Source organism: Rhodococcus sp. P4_F5 (assembly GCF_056401315.1).
Genome location: NZ_JBFUJP010000010.1, coordinates 47545 through 74006 on the forward strand (window position 1 = coordinate 47545; position 26462 = coordinate 74006).

A 26462-nucleotide genomic window follows, 5' to 3' on the forward strand; every position below is an offset into this window, starting at 1 on the left:
CGGGTCAGCCGAGCGCCTCCCGCAACCGCGGACCGATCACCGCGAGAGCGTCGGGGCTGAGCATCGACCAGTGCGTGACCGGCACCGGGGTGTGCACGATCTCCCCGGTCACTGCGCCCGCCCACGACTGCGGTCCCACCGTGTCATCAGCCCGGTCCCGGGCCGCGGTGAACAGCAGCAGGTCGGCGTCGACCGGCTTGGGCACGTATGCCCGCATCAGCTCCGTCGAGACGGCCGCCGTATCCACCATCGACTTCAGCCACTGCTCAGTCACCCCGGCCAGTGGGCCGTCGCCGGTGCCACGCAGCAACTCGAGCAGATCCTCGATGCCGGCGGTCTCCGGATCCAGTCCGCCCACTGCCTCGATGCCGAAACCGCCGAGGATCTCCCCGGTGCTGACGGTGCCCGTCCCGAGCGCGTCCGCCGACCCGCCGGCGAAACTGTCCAGCATGGCGAGCAGGTCCACCCGCTGCCCCGCGTCCTGCAACTGTGCTGCCATCGCATGCGCGATGACGCCGCCGAGCGACCAGCCCACCAGCCGGTACGGTCCCTCCGGCTGCACGGTGCGGATCTCGGCGACGTAGCGTGCCGCGATCTCCTCGATCGAGGACGGCACGACGGTGTCCCCCGATGCGGCCGGCGACTGCAGTCCGTAGACCGGGACGCGGCCACCGAGCGCGGTCGCGAGCCCCGAGTACGCCCACGACAACCCGAGCACCGGGTGCACCGCGAACACGGGCACGCTACCGGCCGGGGTCCCGGCCACCGGACGGATCGGCAGCAGCACGTCGAACATGTCCACGGCGGGCGTGGTGCCGGTCCGCTCGGCGTCGACCGCGGCCGCGATACCTGCCGGGGTCGGGTCGAGGAACACAGCCCGCAACGGCACCGGCACTCCGAGGACCTCGGTGAGCCGGGACATCACCCGGGTCGCGGTCAGCGAGTTTCCGCCGAGGTCGAAGAACGACGCGTCGACCGACACCTGTTCGAGCCCGAGCACCTCGGCCAGTACCGCGGCCACCGCGATCTCCGTCTCCGTCGTCGGGGCCCGGTACTCACCGGTGTCTCCGAACTCCGGAACCGGCAACTGCTTCCGGTCGAGCTTGCCGCTCGCGTTGAGCGGGAACTCGTCGAGGACGACCACCGCGTTCGGAACCATGTAGACGGGCAGGGCGGCGCCGACGAATGTCTTGAGCTCGTCCGACTGCACCGACTGCCCACCCTCCGGCACCACGTAGGCCACCAGCTGATCGCCCGTCCGCTTGTCCTGGACCACCAGCACCGCGGTCTGCAGGACCGCCGGATGTGCGAGCACCGCCGACTCGATCTCCTCGAGCTCGATCCGCTGACCCCGCAGCTTGACCTGGAAGTCGGTGCGCCCGATGTACTCGAGCACCCCGTCCGAACGGCGCCGCACCAGGTCACCGGTCCGGTACATTCGCTCCCCGCCGGGCGCCGCTCCGAAGGGGTTGGCGACGAAGCGGTCCGAGGTCAGGTCCGGTCGGGTCAGGTAACCGCGGGCCAGCTGCGGGCCACCGATGTAGAGCTCGCCCGCGACACCCTCCGGGGTCGGACGCAGCCCGGCATCGAGCACGTACGCCTGCACGTTCCACTGCGGCAGACCGATCGGCGTGGTGACGGTGTCCTCGGCGCGCGAGCGCCAGTTGGTCACCGAGACCGCCGCCTCGGTCGGCCCGTACATGTTGTGCAGGTCGGCAGGCGTGAGCTGGTACCACCGCGCCACGGTCTCCGGCGGCAGTGCCTCGCCGATCACGAACGCCCGCCGCAGCGTGCGCAGTGCCTCGGCCTCCACCACCGCGACGAACACGCCGAGCGGTGACGGCACGAAGGTCGCCGTGGTCACCGAGTACTCGGCGATCAGCTTCGCCAGGTACGTCGGGTCCTTGTGTCCGTCCGGCTTGGCGATGACCAGCCGGGCGCCGTTCTGCAGGCCCCAGAAGAACTCCCAGACCGACACGTCGAAGGTCATCGCGATCTGCTGGAGCACGACGTCGTCGGTGCCGAGACCGTACTCGGACTGCTTCCACACCAGCTGGTTGACGATCGCCCGATGCGTCAGCTCGACGCCCTTCGGCTTGCCGGTCGACCCCGACGTGAACATCACGTAAGCCGCGTTGTCCAGGTGCAGCGGGGCCCGTCGGTCCGCGTCGACAATCGGTGCCGCGTCGTAGCCCGAAGTGTCCAGACTGTCGATCTCGAGCACAGTGAGCCGCGGGTCAACCTCGAACCGGTCCCGCGTGGTGGTCAGCACGCACACCGGATCAGCCGTCGCCAGCACGTAGTCGGTGCGATCCGCCGGATGGTCCGGGTCGATCGGCACGTAGGCACCGCCGGCCTTGACGATCGCGTACATGCCGACCATCAGCTCCAGCGAACGCCTGATGCCCAGACCCACCATCGACTCCGGACCGACGCCGAGGTCGATCAGGTGCCGGGCCAGCCTGTTGGCCCGCGCGTCGAACTCGGCGTAGGTCAGCTCCTCGCCCTCGAACACCAACGCCACCGCGTCCGGCGTCCGTCGAACCTGGGCGTCGAACAGGTCGGCCAGGGTGGCCGAGGGAACGGGGTGATCGGTGGCGTTCCACTCGTCGAGCTGACGCAACTCGGAGTCCGAGAGCACCTCGAGTTCGGCAACCGTGCTCTGCGGCGCCGCCACCAGGGTGGCCAGCACCCGGTCGATCCGGTCCACCACGGACTGCATGTCCGCACGGGTGAACACGTCCGGCAGGAACTTGGCGTCCATCCGAATGCCGTCGTTGACCTCGACGAACAGCGACAGCGGGAACGTGTTGGCGTCTTCGCCCTCCACACCCAGCAGCCGCATGCCGTCGATGTCTGTGACATCTGCTCCTGCGGCATCCACCGGGTAGGACTCGAACACCGTGATGGTGTCGAATACCGCGCCGGCACCCGCGCGCTGCTGGATGGTGGGAAGCCCCACGAAGTGGTGGTCGAGCAGGTCCGCCTGCTCGACCTGCACCCGGGAGAGCAGCTGAGTCAGGGTCTCGCCCCGGTCCAGCCGCACCCGTACAGGCAGCGTGTTGATGAACATGCCGACCATCGACTCGACACCGGACAGTGCCGCCGGACGCCCCGACACCGTGGCGCCGAACACCACGTCGTCCCGGCCGATCAGCCGCGAGAGCACCAGGCCCCACACCGTCTGCACGACGGTGTTCAGCGTGACCCCCAGGTCCCGCGCGAGGGCCGAGAGCTCGGCGGTGCGGTCGGCAGCGAGTTCGAGCTGGACCACGTCCGGCATCACGGACTGCGAACGGCCGCGGTCCGCAGAGGCGAGCAGCGTCGGATCCTCGGCGCCCTCGAGCGAGCCGGCCCACGCCTCCAGGGAGGCATCGGCGTCCCGCTCCGACAACCACTCCAGGAAGTCCCGGTAGGAGCGGACCGGCGGCAGCATCGAGCCGTCGCCGTGCGTCGCGTAGAGCACCACCAGGTCCTTGAGGATCAGCGGCATCGACCAGCCGTCCACCAGGATGTGGTGGGTGGTCATCACTAGGTCGTAGTTGCCGTCCGGCTTCCCGATCAGCGTGAACCGCATCAGCGGCGGCGCCGTCAGGTCGAACCGGGCGACCCGGTCCTGCTCCAGCAGTTCCTGCCTCCGGGCCTGCATCTCGTCGGCGCCGAAGCCAGTCAGGTCGACGCGGCGGAACTGCACCGGCGCGTCCTCCACGACCACCTGCAGGGCATTGCCGTGCTCGTCGTGGACGAAGCCGGCCCGCAGGTTCGGGTACCGGTCCACCAGCGCCTGCGCGGCGGCCCGCATCCGATCTGCGTCCACGACTCCGCCGAGCCCGATCGCCAACTGCGAGGTGTACACGTCCAGCGACGTCGAACTCTCAGCCAGCACCGCGTGGAAGAGCATGCCCTGCTGCAACGAGGTCAACGACCAGACGTCTGCCAGCGTCGGGTAGCGCGCCTCCAGCTTGTCGATCTCGCCCTGGCTGATCGAGACCAGCGGCAGGTCGGACGGCGTGAACGCGGGCGTCCGCGGACGGTCGTCCGGCGTTGCCCACTGCGCCAAGGCGTCGAGTGCACGGACCCACAGGTCTGCGAACTCCGAGACCTCGGCCTCGGTGAGCAGGCTCGACGGGTACGCGAACGACGCCGTCAAGCGGGTCCCTGCCACCTCGGCGTTGATGTCGACCGCGGCCGCGGCCGGCATGTCGTCGTCCGCCACGGCCGTTGCCGACAGCTCACCCGCGGGTGCGGGCAGCCAACCGATCGGCAGGCCCCCGCCGGTCTCCTCGCCACCCGACATCTTCCCGAGGTAGTTGAAACCGATCTGCGGCAGCTGGTGCACGGACAACTCCGGTGCCGTCCGCGGGTTCAGGTATCGCAGCAGGCCGTATCCCATGCCCTTGTCCGGCACGGCCAGCAACTGTTCCTTGACCGTCTTGAGCGCGGCGGCCACCGAGTCGCCACCGGCGAGCGCGTCGTCGACGTCGACGCCCGCCAGGTCCAGGCGCAGCGGGAACATGCTGGTGAACCAGCCGACGGTGCGGGAGAGGTCCGCGCCGGGCAGCAGGTCGTCCTCGCGGCCGTGGCCCTCGAGCTTGATCAACGTGGACGCCACGTCCTCCTGGCCGCGAGTCCGACGCCAGGCCGTGGTGGCCAGCGCCAGGGCCGCGAGCAGGCCGTCGTTGACCCCGCCGCGAACGGCCGCGGGCACTGCGGTGAGCAGCGCGTCGGTGGTCCGTTCGGACAGCGTCACCCGAACCTGGGCGACCTCCGAGAACAGGTCGACCGTCGGGTCCAGCGGACGCTGCGTCAGCAGCGGGTCCGCAGTCCCCACCACCGAACGCCAGTAGTCCGCCTCCGCCTCGCGCCGGGGACTGACCGCCTCCTCCGCGAGGCCGTGGGCCCAGCGGCGCATCGAGGTCCCGACGGGGGCCAGTGCGGGCTCCGCGCCGGCCGCCACGGACTGCCAGGCCGTGATGAGGTCACCGACCAGGATCCGCCAGGACACGCCGTCCACCACGAGGTGGTGCGCGACGAGCAGCAGTCGGCCGGTCCCCGAAGTGCCGGGCGCCGGATCGAACCAGACGTACCGGATCACCGAACCCGATGTCAGGTCCAGCGCGGCCGCGGCCGCCTCCATCGCAGGCGCGGCGAGGGCGTCGAAGCCCGGGGTGCCGGGCAGCGCGGAGTCGTCGAACTCGACCCGCTCGACCAGTGCGTCGACGTCCACGGACGCGCTCACCCGCGCCACCGGCGGGCCGTCGACAACGGGAATCGACGCACGCAGCATGTCGTGCCGCGCGGTGACCGCGGCCAGCGTGGCAGTCAGTCGGGCACGGTCGACACCGTCGGGCAGTGCCAGGTAGGCCGGCATCAGCAGCCGGTCGTGCCGGCCCGACCGCTCGGTCATCCAGCGCATGATCGGGGTCAGCGGCAGGTCGCCGACGCCGCCACCCGGCAGCTCGGCCAGCGTGACGATCTCGGCGCCCTCCGAGACGAGGGTCGCGACCTGCGCGAGGGCCGCCACGGTCTTGCGCTCGAAGACGTCCCGTGTGCGGATCACCAGACCCGCAGCCTTGGCCCGCGCCACCAACTGGATGGACACGATGGAGTCGCCGCCGAGTGCGAAGAAGGAGTCCGCCACGCTGACCCGGTCGACCCCGAGGACCTCGGCGAACAGACCGGCGAGAAGCTCCTCCGCCGGGGTGGAAGGCGCGACACAGGTGGTCACCGAAGAGCCGAAGTCCGGCTCCGGCAACGCCTTCCGGTCGACCTTGCCGTTGACGGTCAGCGGGATCGCGTCGAGTACGACGATCGCCGACGGCACCATGTGCGAGGGCAGCGTCCGCCCCACGAATTCGGTCAGCGCAACCGGATCGACCGTTCGACCGGACACCGGCACCACGTAGGCAGCCAGAACCGTCGCACCGGACGGTCCCGTGCGGCCCACCGTGACGGCGAACTCCACCGACTCGTGTGCCGACAGCGCCGCGTCGATCTCGCCGAGTTCGATACGGAATCCGCGCACCTTCACCTGGAAGTCGCTGCGGCCCACGTACTCGATCTCGAGTCCGGCGGTCGCATCCCCCGTCGCTGCGCTCGCCCCGGTCACATCCCCCGTCGCTGCGCTCGCCCCGGTCACATCCCCCGTCGCTGCGCTCGCCCCGGAGCCCTCCACCCAGCGCACCACGTCGCCGGTCCGGTACATCCGGTCACCGGCCTCCCCGAACGGGTTGGCCACGAAGCGGTCCGACGTGAGTGACGGACGGTTCAGGTAACCGCGGGCCATCTGGACACCGGAGACGTAGAGCTCCCCGGCCACGCCCACCGGCACCGGGTGCAGACGCCGGTCCAGGACCATCGCGGACATGCCGCGGATCGGACCACCGATGGTGAGCCTGTCCGCGGTGGTCAAGGCCCGGCTGATCGCGACCATGATGATCGTCTCGGTGGGGCCGTACCCGTTGTAGAAGTTGCGCCCCGGCGCCCAGACCTCGACCAGGCTGTCGGGGACCGCCTCGCCTCCGGCAACAAGGTGCTGCAGGCAGTCGAGTCCGTCGGGCGAGAGCGATGCCAACGCGCCGGGCGTGATGAACGCGTGGGTCGCGCCGCCCGCGGTGATGACCTCGGCCAGTTCGCCGCCTCCGTACACTCCCGGCGGCACGATCACCAGCGCGGCACCCGCGCTGACCGCGAGCAGCAACTCGAGCATGGACGCGTCGAAGCTCGGCGACGAGAAGTGCAGTGCGCGGGACTTCGCGGTCACCGAGTAGCGCTCACGCTGCTCGGTTGCAAAGTTCTTCAGGCCCTCGTGGCTGACCACGACGCCCTTCGGCAGACCGGTCGATCCGGACGTGTAGATCACGTACGCCGCATGGTCCACCGACACCGGGATGCGGCGGTCGGCGTCGGTGACCTCGGCGACGGACTGTCGTCCCCACAGCTCGAGGAAGTCGGGGTCGTCGAGCACCAACCACTCGGCGGCCGGCAGACCCCCGAAGTTCTCGGAGTCGGTCAGACCCAGCACCGCACCCGAGTCGGTGACCATGTGCTCGATCCGCTCCGGCGGGTATGCCGGGTCCATGGGCACGAAGGCCGCCCCGGACTTGACCACCGCCCACAACGCCACCTGCGACTCGATCGAGCGCGGCAACGCCAGCGCGACGAACGACTCGGCACCGACACCCCGCTCGATCAGCAGCCGTGCCAGGGCGTTCGAACGGTCGTCGAGCTCGCCGTAGCTGAGCGTGCGGTCGCCGAACACCAGCGCGACGGCGTCCCGGTCGACAGCGGCCTCGGCCAGCATCGCGGGCAGCGTCACTGCCGACGTGCCCGCCGGCCCGGAAACCGGCGCCAGCGCCGCCCGCTCCGCCCCGTCGGTGACCTCGACGTCGCCAACCGCGACGACCGGATCCGACGCGATCGCGTCGAGCACTCGGAGCAGGCGTTCGGAGAGCACCCGGACCGCGTCCGCATCGACGAGTTCGGGGGCGTGGATCAGCTTGAGCCGCAACGTCGCACCCAGGCCGGCGGTGAGCGTGACCGGGTAGTGGGCGGCGTCGGCGCCGCCGAACCCGGTCACCCGCATACCGGCGATGTCGGTCTCCGCGGTCGCACCCGCCATGTCGACGGGGAACGACTCGAACACCGCGAGGGTGTCGAACATCGCGGCCTCGCCCGCGGCGCGCTGGATGTCGGTCAGGCCCACGTAGTGGTGGTCGAGCAGCGACATCTGCTCGCCCTGCAGCCGCACCAGCAGCTCGGCCACGGTCTCCGCCGGGTCGAGGTGCACCCGCACCGGGACCGTGTTGATGAACAGTCCGATCATCGACTCCACGCCGGCGATCTCCGGCGGCCGACCCGACACGGTGGCACCGAAGACCACGTCCTCGCGGCCGGTGAGTGCGCCGAGCAGGATCGCCCACGCGCTCTGCACCACGGTGTTCGGCGTCACGCCCAGCTCACGTGCCCGCTCGACCAGCCGTGCCGTCTGCTCCTCGGACACTTCGGTGTGGAACTGGCCGGCAATGCTGTCCTGCTGCCGGCCCCGGTCACCCGAGACCAGCAGGGTCGGACCGTCCACGCCGGACAACGAATCCGCCCAGGCCTGCCGGGAGCGGCCGAGGTCCTGCTCGTCCAGCCAGGTCAGGAAGTCCCGGTAGGTCCGGACCGAGGGCAGCACGGAGCCGTCGCCGTCGGCGGCGTACAGCACCAGCAGTTCCTTGAGCAGCAACGGAGTGGACCATCCGTCGATCACGATGTGGTGATTGGTCATCACCAGCTCGTAGTTCCCCTCACCGAGAGTGAAGAACGTGAACCGGATCAGCGGCGGCTGGGCGAGGTCGAACTTGGCCAGCGCGTCGGCCTCGAGGATCCGGGCCTGTTCGGCCGCACGCTCCGCCGGCGCCAGCGCCGACAGGTCGACGACGGTCATCGGCAGCTCGACCCGGTCGAGCACCACCTGGACCACGGCCCCGGACTCGTCGGCGACGAACGCGGTACGGAAGCTCGCGTGCCGGTCGATCAGTGCCTGGCCGGCGCGGCGCATCCGCTCCGCGTCCACGACACCGCCGAGCCGCAGCGACATCTGTGCCGTGTAGACGTCGACGGCCTCCTCGGAAAGCTCCGCATGGAAGAACATGCCGTACTGCAGCGGGGACAGCGACCACACGTCGGAAAGTTCCGGGAAGCGCTGCTCGAACCATTCGATCTGGCGCTGGGTCAGCGAGACCAGCGGCAGGTCGGACGGGGTGAGCCCACCCGCACCGGGTTCGGCGGCACAGGTTGCCACCGCGGTCAGGGCGTCGCGCCAGAGCTCGGCCAACTCGGTGACCTCGGCGGTGCTGAGCACCCCGGTCGGGAACGTGAACCCGGCCGTCAGCCGTTCCTCGTTGTCGACCTGCGCGGCGACGGCGTTGATGTCGAGCGCGGTCGTCTCCATGTCGGCGTCCAGCGCGGAGCCGAGCTGGAAGCCGTCGTCGGCGGGCACCCAGCCCATCGCCCGCAGTTCGTCGGTGATCTCGACTGCGCCGGTGCGACCCAGGTAGTTGAACCCGATCTGCGGAGCCGCGTATCCGGCCAGCTCCTCGGCGGTTGCCGAGTTGAGGTAGCGCAGCAGCCCGTAGCCGATGCCCTTGTCCGGCACCGCGCGCAACTGCTCCTTGATCAGCTTGACCGCGGCACCCGTCGCGGGCCCGCCGGCGAACGCCGCGTCGATGTCGACGTCGGCAAGATCCAGGCGCACCGGGAAGAGCGAAGTGAACCAGCCGACGGTGCCGGAGAGGTCGGCGCCGGGGACGGCGTCCTCCTCGCGGCCGTGACCCTCGAGCCCGATCAGCGTCGCGGATTCGGTGATGCCGCGACGTGCACGCCACCGGGCCGTGGCAAGCGCCAGCGCCGCGAGCAGTCCGTCGTTGACACCACCGCCGAAGACCTCCGGCACCGTGGTCAACAGGGCCGCGGTGGTCTCCGCGGACACCGTCAACCGGACCGTCTCGACGGTCGCGATTACGTCGACCGCGGGGTCGACCGGACGTGCGCCGAGTACCGGGTCCGGCCCGGCGAGCACGCCGCGCCAGTGATCGAGCTCCGCGACCCGCTGCGGGGACGCCGCGGCCTCGACCAGTCCGTGCGCCCAGCGCCGCACCGAGGTGACCGGCCCGGTCAGCTCGGGCTGCTGACCGGAGACCAGCCGACCCCAGGCAGCGGCGAAGTCCGGCAACAGGATTCGCCAGGAGACACCGTCGACCGCCAGGTGGTGGACCATCATGAGCAGCCGGCCGTTGGCGGAGGCGTCCGCCGGGTCGAACCACACGAACTGGGCAACCACGCCGGCCTCCGGGGCGAGCCGATCCGCGGCGGCGTCGAACTCGGCCCGGACCAGCTCGGCGAAGTCGTCGGACCCGGTGGCCGCGAACTCGACGCGACGGATGAGCCCGGCCGCGTCGACGGAGCCGGGCGCGGCGAACTCGAGAACTGGCGCGCCGTCCGTGCCGGCGACCCACCGCATCCGCAGCGCGTCGTGCCGGTCGACCACGGCTTCGACAGTCGCAGCCACCGTGGCCGCGTCGATGCCCACCGGAAGTGTCACGTACGCCGTCTGGGAGAACCGCGAGTGCCCGCCGGCCTGCTCGGCCATGTGATGCATGATCGGCGTCAACGGGGCCTGGCCCACGCCGCCGCCGGGCAGCTCGGCCAGCACCGTCGCGGTGGCCGCGGACGCGGCAACCCGCGCCAGCGCCGCGACGGTCTTGTGCTCGAACACCTGCTTGGCGGTGAGCACCAGCCCCGCTGCCTTGGCACGCGAGACCAACTGGATCGACATGATGCTGTCGCCACCGAGCGCGAAGAACGACTCGTCGGCACCGACCCGGTCCACGCCGAGCACCTCTGCGAACACCCGGGCGAGGGTGTTCTCGGTGGGGTTGGCGGGCGCCACGTACTCGGCCGTCGCGGCGGTGAACTCCGGTTCCGGCAGTGCCCGCCGGTCCAGCTTGCCGTTGACGGTCAGCGGCATCGCCGCGAGCACCACAAGCGCGTCGGGGACCATGTACGCGGGCAGCACTCGGGCGGCCCGGGCGGTCAGCTCGGCGACGTCGACAATCGCTCCGGCGACCGGCACCACGTAGCCCGCCAGCCGCTGGCCTCGATCGGTGTCCACGGCCAGGACGACGGCCTGGTCGACGGCCTCGTCACCGAGCAGGACCGACTCGATCTCCCCGAGCTCGATGCGCAGACCACGCACCTTCACCTGGAAGTCGGTGCGGCCCAGGTACTCCAACTCGCCGGCCGCGTTCCAGCGGGCCAGGTCGCCGGTGCGGTACATGGCCGCACCCGGCGCGCCGAACGGGTTCGCGACGAACCGCTCGGCGGACAGATCGGGGCGCCCGTGGTAACCGCGGGCCAGCTGCGCGCCGGCCAGGTACAGCTCACCGGCGGCACCGCCGACCACCGGACGCAGGCGGGTGTCGAGCACGTAGGCCTGGGTGTTCCAGACCGGACCACCGATCGGGACGGTGCCGGTCTCGGTGCCGTCGGTACGGAAGACGGTAGAGACGACGGTGACCTCGGTCGGGCCGTACTGGTTGTCCAGCACCGCGTCCGAGACCCGGTGGGTGCGTGCGGACAGCTCCGGCGGCAGCGCCTCGCCGCCGACGGAGAGCATCCGCACCGACTCCGGCAGCCCCTGCCCGCCCTCGCCGACCAACAGCGCCAGCATCGACGGCACGAAGTCCAGGGAGGTCACGCCCCAGCGCCGAATCGTCTCGACCAGGTACTCGGGATCACGATGCCCGTCGGGGCGCGCGATCACCAGGCGGGCGCCGGAGATGAAGGGCAGGTACAGCTCCCACACCGAGGCGTCGAAGACCACCGGGGTCTTGTGCAGACCGACGTCGTCGGAACCGAACCCGTACTCCCCCTGCATCCACAGCAGGAAGTTCACGACGGCGCGGTGCTCGATGGTCACGCCCTTCGGGGTGCCCGTCGAGCCCGAGGTGAAGATCAGGTAGGCCGCGTTCTCCGGCCGCAGCGGCGCGCGCCGCTCGGCGTCGGTGACCGGCGTACCGGCGTACCCGTCGAGTTCGACCGCGTCCAACTCGAGTACCGGCACGCCCACGGGCAGACCGGTGGCGTCGGCACGGGTGCTCAGCACACACACCGGCTCGGCGAGGGCAAACACCGCGGCCAGTCGCTCGGCCGGCTGCTCCGGGTCCACGGGCACGTAGGCGCCGCCGGCCTTGAGCACCGCGTACATGCCCACCAGCAGTTCCATCGACCGCCGGGCCGCGAGGACGACCCGCTGYTCCGGGCCGACACCCATCGAGATCAGGTGCCGGGCCAGGCGGTTCGCCCGGTCGTCGAACTCCGCGAAGCTCAGCGTCCGGTCCTCGAAGGTGAACGCCGGCGCCTGCGGGGTGCGGGCGGCCGCCTCGTCGATCAGCTGCGTCAGCGTGACGGCGGGCAGCGGCACGGTGGTGCGGTTCGGTGCGTGCAGCGACCGCTCCAGGTCGGCGGTGTCGAGCACCTCGACGTCACCGATCGCCCGCTGCGGATCCGCCACCACCTCGGTGAGGATCCGGACGTACCACCGCGCCATGGACTCGACGCTCGCGCGGTCGAACAGGTCACTCACGTAACGGAACACGCCCGCATAGCCGTCCGGCGTGCCGTCCGCGGCCACCCGCGGCGACAGCGCCAGCTCCAGGTCGTCCTTGGCCTCGCCCAGGTCGGACGCCAGCGCCTCGACCGTCAGGCCCGGCAGCTCGAAGGTCGCGGACTCCATGTTCTCCACGCCGAACGAGACCTGCACCAGCGGCGCGTAGGAGGTCGACCGTGGCGGGTTGAGTACCTCGACCAGCCTCTCGAAAGGCACGTCGGTGTGCGAGAAGGCCTGCAGGTCCGCCTCGCGGGTGGTGGCCAGCACCTCCGCGAAGGTGGCCGCCGGGGCGATCGGGGTGCGCAGCACCAGCGTGTTGACGAACATGCCCACGATCGGGTCGAGCGCCTCCTCGCCGCGACCGGCGACCGCGGTGCCCACCGCGATGTCCTCGGCCCCGGTCAGCCGCTGCAGCAGCACCGCGAACACGGCGTGCAGCACCATGAACGGCGTCGCGGCGGCCGACCTGGCCAATGCGTCGACCTGCGTGGCCAGCTCCGCCGGCACCTCGAAGGCCACCCTGCCGCCGGCCGTGGTGCGGGCCGGGCGGGGCCGGTCCAGCGGCAGCTCGAGCAGGTCCGGCAGCCCGGCCAGTGCGTCGCGCCAGTGCGCGATCTGCTGGGACAGCACCGACTGCGGGTCCGACTCGGACCCGAACACCTCGCGCTGCCAGAGCGCGAAGTCCGCGTACTGGACCGCGAGCGGCTCCCACTGCGGTGCGGTACCGGCGGTGCGGGAGAGGTAGGCCATCATCACGTCACGGGCCAGCGGTGCCATCGACGCACCGTCGGCGCTGATGTGGTGCACCACCATCAGCAGCACATGCTGGTCCGGCGCCAGTGCCAACAGCGCGGCCCGTGCCGGCACCTCGGTGGTGACGTCGAATCCGCGGGCGCCGAACTCCAGCGCCCGGGCGGTCAGCTCGGCCTCGGTGACCGAGACCTGTTCCAGCCGCACGCCCGACTCGGCAACCCCCAGAACCACCTGCTGCGGGTGACCGGCGGCGTCGGCGGGGAACACGGTACGCAGGGACTCGTGTCGTTCCACCACGTCCCGCAGCGCCGCCTCCATGGCAACCACGTCCAGCGCGCCGGTCAGCCGGACGCCGAGCGGGATGTTGTAGGTGGCCGCCGCGGTGTCGTACTGGTTGAGGAACCACATCCGCTGCTGCGCGAGCGAGAGCGGGATCCGCTCGCCCCGCGGCCGAGCCGTCAGCTCCGGCCGGTCCGTGGCCCCGGCGAGCACCGACACGCGTGCGGCGAGCGCCACCACGGTGGGGGCGTCGAAGAGCATCCGGACACCGACTCGGACACCGAGTGCGGCTCCGACCCGGGCTGCCACCCGGGTGGCCACCAGCGAGTTGCCACCCAGGTCGAAGAAGTTCTGGTCGACCGAGACCCGATCGACTCCGAGGACGTCCGCGAAGACGGCCGCGATGACCTCCTCGACCGGATTCCGCGGCGCGACGAACTCGCCTGACAGCTCAAATACCGGCTCCGGCAATCCCTTACGATCGAACTTGCCGTTGGTGGTCATCGGGATCTCGTCGAGTTCGACGAGGGTGGACGGCACCATGTGTGCGGGCAGGTTCCCTGCCGCATGGCCGAGGAGCCGCGTGCGGTCCAGTTCGTGGCCCGCCGTCGGCAGCACGTACGCCACCAGCACCGCGGTACCGCTCGGCAGGGTGTGCGCGATGGTCGCGACGAAGTCCACCTCGGGCAGTTCGCCGAGCACGTTGTCGATCTCGCCGAGCTCGACGCGCAGGCCGCGCACCTTCACCTGGAAGTCACTGCGACCGATGTATTCCAGTTCACCGGCCGGCGTCCAGCGCACCACGTCACCGGTGCGGTACATGCGGTCACCGGTGCCGCCGAACGGGTGGGCGACGAACCGGTCCGCGGTCTGGGCGAACCGGTCGTGGTAGCCACGGGCCAGGTCCGGCCCGGCGAGATACAGCTCGCCGAGCACCCCGACCGGCACCGGCCGTAGCCTGGCGTCGAGCACCAGTGCGGAGACCCCGGCCATCGGCGCGCCGATGGTGACGGGCTCACCGGCCACCAGCGGCTCGGTGCAGGTCACGACCATGGTCGTCTCGGTCGGACCGTACGCGTTGTGGAAGGTCCTCCCCGGCGCCCACCGCGAGGTCAGCTCGGGGGTGCACACGTCACCGCCGACCATGACGGCACGCACGCTCTCGAGACCCGTGGGATCCACGGTGGCCAACGCCGTCGGGGTCATGATCATCCCGGTCACCCGCTCCGCGCGGACCAGTTCGGCAAGTTCCTCACCGCCGAAGACGTCCGCGGGGGCAACGACCAGTGTGGCGCCGACACGGAACGCGGAGAGCAACTCCGCCACGGAGGCGTCGAAGTTCGGCGCGCACACGTGCAGCAACCGCGACTCGCTGGTGGCGCCGTACCGCTGCACGATGTCGGCCAGGAAGGTCGCGAAGCCGCGGTGCGTCACCAACACGCCCTTCGGCTTACCGGTCGAACCCGACGTGTAGATGACGTATGCAGTGTTGTCGACGTGCACCGGGCCGGCCAGCTCGCCCGCCTCGACACGGTCGGCGGACCGACCTGCCACTGCGGCCGCGGTCAGGGCGTCATCGAGAACCACCGCGTGCACACCGGCCGGCAACCGGTCCGTGTGCTCGCCGACGGTCACCACGGCGACCGCGCGCGAGTCCTGCACCATCTCCGCGATCCGATCGAGCGGGTAGCGCGGGTCGACCGGCATGTAGGCGGCCCCGGTCTTGGCGATCGCCCAGATCGCCAGCACCGACTCGAGCGAACGCCTCAGTACGAAGCCGACGACGGTCTCGGGGCCGGCGCCGCATTCGATCAGTTCGCGGGCCAGTCGGTTCGAGCGTTCATCGAGCTCGCGGTAGGTCCAGACCGTCTCGCCGTAGACCAGCGCGTCGGCTTCCGGGTCCAGCTGAACGGCCTCGCCGAACAACGCGGCCATGGTGTACGGCGCGGTCTCCACGGGCGCGGGCGTGGTCAGCTCGCGACGTTCCTCCGCCGCGAGCACCTCGAGCGCGCCGATCGCGGTGCTCGGGGCCGCCACCACCGCACGCAGGATCCTCACGAATCGATCCACGAACGACCGCGCGGTGGACTCGTCGAACAGGTCGGTGGCGTAGTCGAGCAGGGCGGAGATGCCTGCTGCCCCGCCGTCGACGTCCGGGTCCTCGCCGAGGCTGAGCTGCAGGTCGCTCTTGGCAACGGTCAGCGGCGAGTCGACGATGCTGACCTCGAGACCCGGCAGCGCAAAGGTGGCGCGCTCGTTGTTGGCCAGCGACAGCCCGACCTGGAACAGCGGCGTGTGTGCCCTCGAGCGCGGCACGTCGAGCACCTCGACAAGCCGCTCGAACGGGACCTCGGCGTTGCTGAAGGCATCGACGTCTGCGGAGCGGACAGCACCGAGCAGATCGGCGAAGCTCTGATCCGAATCGAGCGTCGTGCGCAGCACCAGCGTGTTGACGAACATGCCGACCAGGTCGTCGAGCGCCTTCTCACCACGGCCGGCAACGGGGGTGCCGATCACAATGTCGTGCTGACCGCTGAGCCGCTCGAGCAGCACCGCGTACGCCGCGTGCAGCACCATGAAGAGGCTCGCCCCGTGGGCACGGGCCAGGTCCCGGAGCTCCCGGTGCAGGTCCGCGTCGAGGCGGAATTCGACAGCCTTGCCCCGGAAGGACGGTTCGGCCGGACGAACCCGGTCGGTGGGCAGCTCGAGCACCTCCGGAATACCCTCGAGCCGGTCGCGCCAGTACCCGATCTGACGGGACACCGTCGAGTCCGGATCGGACTCGTCACCGAGCGCTTCGCGCTGCCAGATGCTGAAGTCCGCGTACTGGATCTCCAGCGGCGCCCACGCCGGCGCCGTACCGGCGGCCCGGGCGAGATAGGCCGTGATGAGATCGCGCGCCATCGGTGCCACCGAGGCGCCGTCGGACGAGATGTGATGCATCGAGACGAGCAGCACATGCTCAGTGTCGGAGATCGCGAAAATTCGCACTCGCCAAGGGATCTCGGCCGACACATCGAAGCCGAGGGTGGCGAACGCGCGCATCTCGTCCATCACGTCACGCTCGGCGACGGGGACCACCTCGACCCCGAGATCGAGGTCGTCGAGGCCGAGGACCACCTGGTGCGGACCGGACTCGCTGTCCGGGAACACCGTGCGCAGCGACTCGTGACGGTCCAGCACGTCGGTGAGCGCGGTCCGCATCGCGCCGAGGTCGAGCGGCCCCGACAACCGGATCGCCCGGGGAATGTTGTAGGCGGGAGAATCGGTGTCGAACTGGTTGATGAACCACATCCTCTGCTGCGCCAACGACAGCGGGATCTGCTTGGGTCGCGGCCGCCGTACCAGCGCGGGACGGTTGCCGATTGCGGCGCCGGACCGTTCCACCCGGCGTGCGAGGCCGGCCACGGTCGGATCCTCGAACAGGTCCCGCAGGTTCACCGTGCCGCCCGAGGCCGCATTCACCCGGGCCACCGCACGGGTCGCCACCAGCGAATCGCCACCGAGTGCGAAGAAGCTGTCGGTGGCGGAGACTCGCGAAACCGACAACAGGTCACCGAAGACCGTCGCCACCATCTCCTCGGCGGCGGTGGCCGGCGCCCGGTAGTCCTCACCGCCCGAACCGAAGTCCGGGTCCGGCAGGGCCCGCCGGTCGAGCTTGCCGTTGACCGTCAGCGGCAACTCGTCGAGCACCAGTGCCGCCGCCGGCACCATGTAGTCCGGCAGCGCCCGCGCCGCGATCTCGAGGACCGCGGCCGGATCGAGCGCCGCGTCCGGCTCCGCCACCACGTACGCGACCAGGCGGTCGACCCCCTGCTCGCTCGTACGCAACAGCACCGCGCACCGACCCACCCGGGGGTCTGCTGCGATCACGCCCTCGATCTCGCCGAGCTCGATGCGGATACCACGCAGCTTGACCTGGAAGTCGCCGCGACCGACGTACTCGAGGGTGCCGTCCGCGCGCCGGGACACCAGGYCCCCGGTCCGGTACACCCGTCCGCCGGACGGACCGAAGGGATCTGCGACGAATCGTTCCGCACTCAGGTCGGGCCGCCCGACGTACCCACGGGCGACCTGTGCGCCGCCCAGATAGAGCTCACCTGTGACCCCGACCGGAACCTGTCGGAGCGCAGCGTCGAGCACGTAGGCAGTGACGTTCGCCTGCGGGGTGCCGATGGACACTCGCTGACCGGACACGTCCGCCGGCACGGTCCCCCACCGGGTTGCCGTGACCGTCGACTCGGTGGGGCCGTACTCGTTGTGCACCTCCGCGGAGCAGACCGCGGAGAAGTCGGCGAGCAGGCGCGGCGGCAGGGACTCGCCACCGCAGAACACCATGCGCAGCGAGTCGCACTCACCGGGCTCGATCGCCGAGACGAACACCTCGAGCATGCTGGGCACGAAGTGCATCGCGGTGATGCCGTGCTCCACCACGGCCTGAGCGAGGTACCGCGGGTCGCGGTGCCCGTCCGGCGTCGCGATCACCAGGCGGGCGCCGGAGGTCAGCGGCCACCAGAACTCACGCACGGAAGCATCGAAGGTGAACGGCGTCTTCTGCATCAGCGTGTCGGCGGCGGTCAATCGGTAGGTGTCCTGCCGCCAGCGCAGCATGTTGACCACCGAACTGTGCGCGACCGCAACACCCTTCGGGAGTCCGGTCGAGCCCGAGGTGAAGATGACGTAGGCGGGGTTCTCCGGACGCAGCGGTGCGATCCGCTCTGCATCGGAGATCGGCCCGGCGGCCCGCCCGGACACCTCGACCGTGTCGACATCGATCACCCGGACGCCGGCGGGTGCGGAGACCGCATCCGCGCAGGTGCTCAGCAGCATCCGCAGGCCGGCCGCTGCGACGACGTGCTCGATACGCTCGGCAGGTGCATCCGGGTCGACCGGGACGTAGGCCGCACCGGTCTTGGCGACCGCGTACATGCCGACCATGAGGTGCACGGATCGGCGAATACCCAGACCCACCAACGACTCCGGGCCCACGCCCTGCTCGATGAGGTAGCGAGCCAGTCGGTTGACCCGCGCGTCGAATTCGGCGTAGGTCACCGTCTCGGTCTCGGAGACGAGCGCCGGGGCGTCCGGGGTGGCACGGACCTGTGCGTCGAACAGGTCGACCAGCGTCCCCTCGACCGCGTTGCCGACCGTCTCGTTCCACCCGGCCATCTGGACCGACTCCGCCGGGGACAGCAGCGCAAGCGCGCCGAGCGGGGTGTCGGGCCGCTCCGTGAACTCACCGAGCACCCGCAGCACCCGGTCCAGGTGCGCGGCGACAACGTCCTCGTCGAACACCTCGCGCTGGAACTTGGCAGCGAAGTGCAGTCGCCCCTGCGACGGTGCCACCGCGATCGAGAGCGGGAAGTGGCTGGCCGCTGCGGATTCCACGCCGAGCAACCGGACCCCGGCGATGTCGACATCGCCACCGGACCCTGCGGTGTCGACCGGATACGACTCGTACAGCAGCGCGGTGTCGAACTGCGCGCCCGGACCCGCCGCCTTGTTGATGTCCGCCAGACCCAGGAAGTGGTGCTCGAGCAGTCCCGCCTGCTCGGCCTGCAGGCCCGTCAGGAACGAACGCACGGTGGTACCGGGGTCGAGGCGTACCGCGACGGGAATGGTGTTGATGAACAGACCGATCATCGACTCCACCCCGGCCAGCGCCGGCGGCCGGCCGGACACGGTCGCACCGAAGACCACCGAGTCCTGCCCGGTCAGTGTGCCCAGCACCACCGCCCAGGCGGCCTGGACGAGGGTGTTCAGGGTGACACCGAGTTCGGCGGCCAGGGCCTCGGCCGCGACCGTCTGCTCGGCGGTCAGCGCTCGTTCGATCTGCGCCGGGACGGACTCGTGCTTGCCGCCCCGGGTAGCCGGCGCGAGCAGGGTCGGATCCTCGAGTCCGGCCAGCGCCTGACGCCAGGTCTGCAGCGACTGCGCCCGGTCCTGGGCAGCGAGCCAGTCCAGGTAGTCCCGGTAGGACCGCGGTCGCGGGAGCGCCGAGTCGTCCCCGTCCAGGGCGTACAGCGTCATCAGCTCGCGGATGGCCATCGGCGTCGACCAACCGTCGACGACCACGTGATGGTTGGTGAACACCAGCTGCGAGCGTCCGGGTGCCAACTCGAGCAGGGTCAGACGCAGCAACGGTGCCGCGGCCATGTCGAATCCGGTGGTCCGATCGGCGTCGAGCACCCGCAGCCGCTCTGCCTCGAGGGCGGCGCCACTGAACCCGCTCAGGTCGACCGTGCCGATCGGGACCGACACGCCGTTCGTCACCAGCTGCAGTGCACCGGCGGTCTCGTCGATCACGAAGGCGGTCCGCAGGTTCGGGTACCGCAGGACAAGCCTGTCGGCGGCCCGGCCGAGCCGGGCCAGGTCCACCTCGCCCGCCAGGTTCATGACGAACTGGGCGGTGTACACGTCGACGTCATCGGTCGACCCGGCCGCCAGCAGGGCGTGGAAGAGCATCCCCTGCTGCAGCGGGGACAGCGACCAGACGTCCTCGAGCTCCGGGTACCGGGCCTCGAGGCCGTCGATCTGGTCCTGAGTCAGGTCGACCAGCGTCAGGTCGGACGGGGTGAGCCCGCCCGATCCCTCGGTGCGGGCGTGCTCGGCGATCGCCGTCACCGCCTGTCGCCACAGCTCTACCAGCTCGGCGATCTCGGCGCGGGTCAGCAGCGCGCGGGGGAAGCTGAAGGTCGTCGACAGCCCGCCCCCTGCCTGGATGGACGAGTTCACGTCCAGCGCCGCGGCGGCGGCCATCGTCGGGTCGGCGGCGCCGCCGAGTCGGCCGCCGTCGGTGACCGGGATCCAGCCGAGGGCACGGACCTCGTCGGACAACTCGTCGGTGCCGAACCGGCCCAGATAGTTGAAGGTGATCTGCGGCTGGGCACCTTCGCCCAGCTCCGCCGCGGTCTCCGGGTTCAGGTACCGAAGCAGGCCGTAGCCGATCCCGTGGTCGGGGGCGGAGAGCAGCTGCTCCTTGACAGCCTTGACTGCCTGCCCCGCCGCCGGGCCGGCGGCGAGAGCGTCGTCGAGGTTGATCCCGGTGAGGTCGAGACGGGCCGGGTAGACGCTGGTGAACCAGCCGACGGTGTGCGAGAGATCGGCGCCGAGTGCGACCTGTTCCTCACGTCCGTGGCCCTCGAGGGTGATCAGCGTCGAGGCGTCCGTGGTCCCGCGGTCCCTCTTCCAGAGCGCGACCGCGAGCGCCAGTGCTGCCAGCAGTCCGTCCTGCACGCCGCCGCGGAACTTCGCCGGCACCGCGGTCAGCAGGGCGTCGGTGATGTCGGCAGGCAGTTCGGTGGTCACCGACTCGACGGTGGCAATCGTGTCCACCGCCGGGTCCAGCGCTCGGGAGCCGAGCGGCGCCTCGGGTTCGGCGACAAGCCCACGCCAGTATTCGAGCTCGGCAACACGCGCCGGGGCCTGGGCCTGCTCCACCAGTGCGTGCGCCCAGCGTCGGGCGGACGTGACCGTGGGCTCGGCCGTGGGCACCTCATCGGCCTCGAGCTGACCCCATGCGGCGGCCAACGCGGGCACCAGCAGTCGCCACGACACTCCGTCCACCGCGAGGTGGTGCACCACGATCAACAGTCGGCCGTTGACACCGTCGAGCGAGGCGGCCGGCTCGAACCACACCACCTGCACCATCACACCGCCGACCGGGTCCAGCCGGTCCGCGGCCGCGTCGAGGCCTGCCGCGGCGAGGGCCTCGAATCCCGGTGTGCCGGGCAGGGAGTCGGCATCGAACTCGACGCGGACGAGCAGCGGGTCCGCCTCGACCGACCCGGCCGGGCTGGTGCGCAGAACCGCGTCGCCGTCGCCGTCGGCGGGAATCAGCCGGGCACGGAGAACGTCGTGCTGGTCGAGCACGGCCGCGAGGGTCTCGGCGAGCCGGGCGCGGTGCAGGCCGATCGGCGCGGTGAGCAGTACTGCCTGCGAGAAGCGCGAGCCCGCCCCGCGGTCGTGGGCCCAACGGGCCACCGGCAGCAGCGGCATGTCGCCGACACCGCCGCCGGGCAGCTCGGCGAGGACCACCGGTCCGTCGCCGTCGGCGCTGAGGGTGGCGACCTGTGCCAGCCCGCCGACGGTCTTGCGCTCGAAGACGTCCCGGGCCTTGATCAGCACGCCCGCGGCCTTCGCTCGGGACACCAGCTGGATGGACACGATGGAGTCACCGCCGAGCGCGAAGAACGAGTCCGTCACGCCCACCCTGTCGACGCCGAGCACCTCGGCGAACAGACCGGCGAGGATCGTCTCGACCGGCGTGGACGGCGCGACGTACGAATCCACGGCAGAGCCGAAGACCGGCTCCGGCAACGCCTTGCGGTCCAGCTTGCCGTTGACTGTCAGCGGCACCGACTCCAGCACGACGATTGCTGCGGGGACCATGTGCGCCGGCAGTACCTCCGCCACGTACGCGGTCAGCGCGGCGGGGTCGACGGTCGTGCCGGGCGCCGGCACCACGTAGGCCACCAGGACCGTCGCACCCGACGGCCCGCTGCGGCCGATGGTGGCCGCGAAGTCGACCGACTCGTGTGCGGACAGTGCGGCGTCGATCTCGCCGAGCTCGATCCGGAAACCACGCACCTTCACCTGGAAGTCGCTGCGACCCACGTACTCGACCTCGAGCCGGGAAAGGTCGCCCGCCTCGGAACGGTCCACCCAGCGGACCACGTCGCCGGTCCTGTACATCCGACTTCCGGGCGCACCGTACGGGTCGGCGACGAAGCGGTCCGACGTGAGAGCCGCACGGTCGTGGTAACCGCGCGCGGTCTGGGTCCCGGATACGTAGAGCTCACCGGCGACGCCGAGCGGCACCGGCCGCAGCCGGCCGTCGAGGACCACGGCGGACACACCCTGGATGGGCTCGCCGATGGTCAACGGGTCTCCGGCGGCGATCGCATCGCCGGTGGTCACCATGATCGTCGCCTCGGTGGGGCCGTAGGCGTTGTGCAGCCGGTGCCCGGGTGCCCAACGCTCGACGAGCTCCGTGGTCAACGCCTCGCCACCCATGACGAGGTATCGCAACGAGTCGAGTCCCTGCGGGGAAAGCGCGGACGCAGCGGACGGAGTGATGAAGGCATGCGTGACCCGGTGGCGGGCGATGATCTCGGCGAGCTCACTGCCGCCGAACACCCCGGACGGCACGATCACCAGGACGGCGCTCGAGCCGACCGCCATGAGCAGCTCGAGAAGTGATGCGTCGAAGCTCGGTGACGACGAATGAAGTACCCGGGCCGAGCTGGACAGCTCGTACCGTCGCGCCTGCTCGGCCACGAAGTTCACCAGGCCACGGTGGGTGACCACGACGCCCTTGGGCAGACCCGTCGACCCCGACGTGTAGATGACGTACGCCGTGTTGTCGACCAGGATCGGTGCGTTGCGATGCGCATCGGTGAGCGGCGCGGTCGACGTGCTCTCCCACTCTGCGACAAAGCGGTCGTCGTCGAGCACCAGCCAGTTGGTCTCGGGCAGGTCGCCGACGTGCTCGGCCACCGTCAGGCCGACCGCTGCCCCCGAGTCGGTGACCATGTGCTCGAGCCTGTCGAACGGGTACGCCGGATCCATCGGCACGAACGCGGCTCCGGACTTCGCCACCGCCCACAGAGCGATCTGTGACTCGATCGAGCGGGAGATCGCCAGGGCCACGAAGGACTCGGGGCCGACTCCGTGTGCAATCAGCATGCGAGACAGGGCGTTCGAGCGATCGTCGAGCTCGCCGTAGGTCATCGTGCGGTCGCCGAAGACCAGGGCAGTCGCGTCGCGGTCCGCGGCGGCTGCACCCAACAGCTCGGGCAGGGTCACCGGCGCGACGGCAGCCGGACCGGTCACCGGGACCAGCGCTGCGTGCTCGGCGGGGTCGGTGATCGTCACGTCACCCACCACGACGGACGGATCCACGACCACCTCGCCGAGCAGTCGGACGAACCGCTCGCCGAGAACACGGATGCTGGCCTCGTCGAAAAGGTCGGTGGCGTAGACGAAGGAACCGGTCATGCCCGACCCGTCGGTGTTCTCGCCGATCGAGAGCTGCAGGTCGAACTTGGCGAAGGTGACCCCGGGGTCGACCGCGCTGACTGTCAGCCCCGGCAGTTCCAGGACGGCCGGCTCCGTGTTCTCGAGCGCAATCACAACCTGGAAGATCGGCGCGTGCGCGGTCGACCGCTCCGGCGCGAGAATCTCCACCAGCCGCTCGAAGGGAACCTCCGCGTGCCCCAGCGCCCCCAGGTCGGATTCCCTGGTCGACGTCAGCATGTCCGCGAAGGTCGCGGACGGGTCCACCACGGTTCGCAGGGCCAGGGTGTTGATGAACATGCCGACCATGTCGTCGAGCTCACGCTCGCCACGGCCCGCGATCGGGGTGCCGATGACGATGTCGTCCGTACCGGAAATCTTCGAGAGCAGCAGCGCGAACGCGGCGTGGACTGTCGTGAACAGGGTTGCCCCGTACTCGCGCGAGAGTTCCAGCAAACGCCTGTGCAACTCTGCATCGACATCGAACTCGACGCGACCGCCACTCATGGACGTCACGGCGGGCCGCTTCCGGTCCGTCGGCAACGGCAGCACATCGGGGATCCCGGCAAGCTCATCGACCCAGTACCGAACCTGGGCGGCTACCAACGACTCCGCGTCGTCCTCGCTACCCAGCAGTTCACGCTGCCAGATCGCGTAATCCGCATACTGCACCGCCAGAGGTTCCCAGTCGGGAGCCTGCCCATGAGTCCAGCTCGTGTACGCCGCCATCACGTCGCGCGCCAGCGGGGCCATCGAGGCACCGTCCGAGGAGATGTGATGCACCAGGAACAAGAGCACATGCTCGGTGTCGCCCAGACGGAACAGGCGCGGCCGGACCGGGATCTCGGTGGTCACGTCGAAACCACGCGAGGCCAACTCCGAAACCTGTGCCGCGAGGTCATGCTCACTCGTCACCGCGACGGGCTCGAGGCCGAGATCGAGGGCGGCCGCGGGCAGGATCACCTGGCTGGGCCCGTGGCCGTCGTCGGGGAACACCGTTCGCAACGACTCGTGCCGCTCGAGCACACTCGCCACCGAGGCGCGCAGTGCGTCGACGTCCAAGTCGCCGACCAGGCGAATACCCAACGGCACGTTGTATGCGGGAGAAGTGGTGTCGAACTGGTTGATGAACCACATCCGGGCCTGCGCGAGGGAGAGCGGCAGTCGCTCCGGACGCTCGACAGCACGCAACTCCGGCCGGGCGTGGCCGGTTCCGGCCGTGGATTCCGCCAGTGCCGCAAATCCTGACACGGTGGGGGCGTCGAAGAGGTCACGCAGGGTCGCGTCGGACCCCATCTCGGCGTTGACGCGGGCCACCACCCGGGTTGCCGACAGGGAGTTGCCGCCGCTCTCGAAGAACGAGTCGTCGGCCCCGACCCGATCCGCACCGAGGATCTCGGCGAAGATCTGAGCCACCACTGTCTCGGCATGCGTGGCAGGTTCGCGATAGACCTGTGCATTGGCTCCGAAGTCCGGCTTCGGCAGCGCCCTGCGGTCCAACTTGCCGTGCGAAGTGATCGGCAGCTCGTCGAGCACCATCACGGTCGCGGGCACCATGTACTCGGGCAGCACTCCTGCGACCTGCACGCGTGCCTCGCCCGGATCCACCTCGTCACCGTCCGCGGGCACCACGTACGCCACGATCCGGTCGAAGCCGACCCTGTCCGTGTCGACCAGCGCGACCGCGCGGCGTACCCGCCGATCGCGTAGAAGCGCGGCCTCGATCTCGCCGAGCTCGATTCGGAAGCCCCGGACCTTGACCTGGAAGTCGGTGCGGCCCATGTATTCGAGGTTGTCGTCACTGCGGCGGCGTACCTCGTCGCCGGTGCGGTACATGACCGAACCGGCATCACCGAACGGGTTGGCAACGAACCTGGCGGCTGTCAGATCGGCCCGGCCGACGTAACCGCGGGCAACCTGAGGTCCGGCAAGGTACAGCTCGCCGGCGATTCCGACCGGCACCTCCCTCAGACGCCGGTCCAGGACATAGCCCTGCAGGCCCTCGTAGGGCGTACCGATCGGAACCCGGGCGGACGTCTCGTCCTGCGTGGTGGTGCCGTGTCGAGTACCCGAGACGGTGAACTCGGTCGGGCCGTACTCGTTGTTGACTCGGGCAGTCAGTGCAGCGTGCAACTGTGCCAGCAGCTGCGGCGACATCTCCTCGCCACCGCTGAAGATCTCGCGCAGGGAACCGCACTCGCCCGGCCGGAGTGACGCCACGAACAGCTCGAGCATCGAAGGGACAAAATGCATCACAGTGATGCCGTGCCTGTCGATCGCCTCCGCGAGGTACCTGGGATCGCGATGACCGTCGTGCGAAGCCAGCACCAGTCGGGCGCCGGTAGCGAGCGGCCACCACAGCTCGCGGACGGATGCGTCGAAGGTGACCGGTGTCTTCTGCAGCACGCGGTCGTCGGTGCCGAGGGAGTACAGGCCCTGGCGACGTGCGATCAGACCGACCACGTTGGAGTGCGGGACTGCCACACCCTTGGGGTGACCCGTCGAGCCGGAGGTGAAGATGACGTACGCGGGGTTCGCGGCGCGCAAGGGCCGCAACCGCTCGTGGTCGGTGACCGGCCCTGCTGCGTGAGCCGTGGTGTCGAGCGCATCGAGGTCGAGGACGACAGCGTCCTCCGGCCAGGGCATTGCGTCGCTCGAGCGGGTCAGCACACAGACAGCCCCCGCTGTGGCAAGCACGTCCTTGATGCGCTCCGCCGGGTGGTCCGGATCGATCGGGACGTAGGCGCCACCAGCCTTGACGACGGCGTACATCGCCACCATCATCTGGAGCGAACGACGGAAGCCCAGCGCGACCAGGGACTCGGGACCCACCCCCTCCGCAATCAGCAGCCGTGCCAACCGGTTGACATGCGCGTCGAACTCCGCGTAGGTCCAGACCACGCCGTCACTCTCGATCGCGACGGCGTCCGGGGTGCGTGCGACCTGCGCCTCGAACGCATCCACCAGCGTTGCCGGGGCAGACCCCTCCCCCAGGTCCTCGGCGGGGGCAAGCGACGTCGCGTCCTTTGCGATCCGGTCGAGAACCGCACCGATCCCGCCCTCTGCCGCGACGATCGTGGGGACCAGCCCGGTCAGCACCACCGACACGATGGCGTCTGCGTCCATGCCCCTCTCGGCAAGCGGTCCGGCCAGCATCTGCAGCCGCTCGTCGAGCTCTCGGTACGTCACCGACATTCCATCGACGGACACCACGATCACGTCCGGACGGTCCGAGGCGAGGTTAGAGATCGATCGAGTC

Annotated in this window: 1 protein-coding gene; it reads right to left on the bottom strand. The window is 70.3% G+C overall.

The features are described from left to right. Positions 1–4: 4 nt before the first annotated feature. On the bottom strand, positions 5–26392 hold the full coding sequence (locus AC1DU4_RS07245; RefSeq protein ID WP_477838415.1) for a non-ribosomal peptide synthase/polyketide synthase: 26388 nt from the start codon (positions 26390–26392) through the stop codon (positions 5–7). Positions 26393–26462 lie beyond the last annotated feature (70 nt).